Source organism: Roseomonas sp. TAS13, from assembly GCF_001950415.1.
GTDB classification, from domain to species: domain Bacteria; phylum Pseudomonadota; class Alphaproteobacteria; order Acetobacterales; family Acetobacteraceae; genus Roseomonas; species Roseomonas mucosa.
In genome coordinates this window covers 1-1,095 of record NZ_BDLP01000688.1, presented here as the reverse complement: position 1 = coordinate 1,095, position 1,095 = coordinate 1, and the positions used below count along the sequence as shown (strand labels likewise).

2 protein-coding genes are annotated in these 1,095 nt (G+C 74.2%); both read right to left on the bottom strand.

Annotated features, from left to right (window positions below; genetic code table 11):
* Positions 1 to 12 precede the first annotated feature (12 nt).
* A complete protein-coding gene (locus ROTAS13_RS24860; protein ID WP_253187774.1) occupies positions 13 to 249 on the bottom strand; it encodes a hypothetical protein in 237 nt (78 codons plus the stop codon).
* 3 nt (positions 250 to 252) lie between these two features.
* On the bottom strand, positions 253 to 1,095 hold an 843-nt coding region (locus tag ROTAS13_RS24855), incomplete at its 5' end, for a DUF4159 domain-containing protein (protein WP_139323582.1).

Here is a 1,095-nt window from a genome sequence, read left to right as displayed (position 1 = left end):
GCGTAGATGTGATCAAGAGACAGGCACCACCAGGGCGATGTCGGGCCGGGTCTCGCGCGTCTCGGTCACGAGGCGGGGATTGGCCAGCGCGCCCAGGATCAGGGCGAAGGCGGCGGCGCGCCACCAGGCGCCGCGCGCCCGCCGCCAGACGGCCAGCGCCGTGGCGAGGACGGCCAGCACCGCCAGCGCGGCCAGCAGCCAGGGCGGCAGGATCGGGGCGAGGTCGATACCGGAAAGGGTCTGCTGCATGCGCTACTGCCCCAGCCGTTCGAGGATGGCCGGGACATGCACCTGGTCGCCCTTGTAGTTGCCGGTCAGGGCATAGATCACGAGGTTCACCCCGAAGCGGTAGGCGAGCGTGCGCTGCCGCGCCCCGCCGGGCACCACGGCATAGGGGTTGTTGCCGCGCGCATCGACCGCCCAGGCCGAGGCCCAGTCGGCGCCGCCGATGATGGCCGGGCTGACGCTGTCATTGGCGCGGTCCACGTCGCGCGCCACCCAGACCGTGCCGCCGGCCCAGCGCCCCGGAACCTCGGCCAGCAGGTAGAAGGCGCGGCGCAGCACATGGTCCTCCGGCAGCGGCGCGAGCGGCGGGATGTCCAGGTTCCGGGTCACCCGGCGCAGCGCCTCCTTGGCGCCGGGCGCCATGCCCTCGCCGGAGCCTTCATCGCGCGTGTCGAAGAGCACGATGCCGCCGTTGCGCATGAAGCCGTTCACCGCTTCCGCTGCCCGGTCGTCGAGGTCGCCCGCATCGGGCGAGACCGGCCAGTAGAGCAGCGGATAGAAGGAAAGGTCGTCCACCCCCGGGCGCACCGCGGCGGGCTCGGCCAGGGTGGCGGCGGTGCGGCGGTTCACATAGTCCGACAGCCCCGCCAGCCCGGCGCGCGAGACCTCGTCCAGCGCCGCATCGCCGGTGACCACATAGGCGAGGCGTGTGGCAAGGGCCGGGGCATCCTCGGCGGGCACGGCCCCGCTGTTCCGCGACGGGGCCTGGGCCTGCCCTTGGGCCTGGGCGGCGCCGGCGAAGCCCAGCGGCAGGAGCAGGGCCAGCATGGCCACCCGGCGGGGGACAACCCGGCGGGACAGCCCGGCGGC

What these genes read in the sequence shown, in the direction of transcription:
- ROTAS13_RS24860 (WP_253187774.1), bottom strand. Translation starts at nt 249, where the DNA reads ATGCAGCAGACCCTTTCCGGTATCGACCTCGCCCCGATCCTGCCGCCC.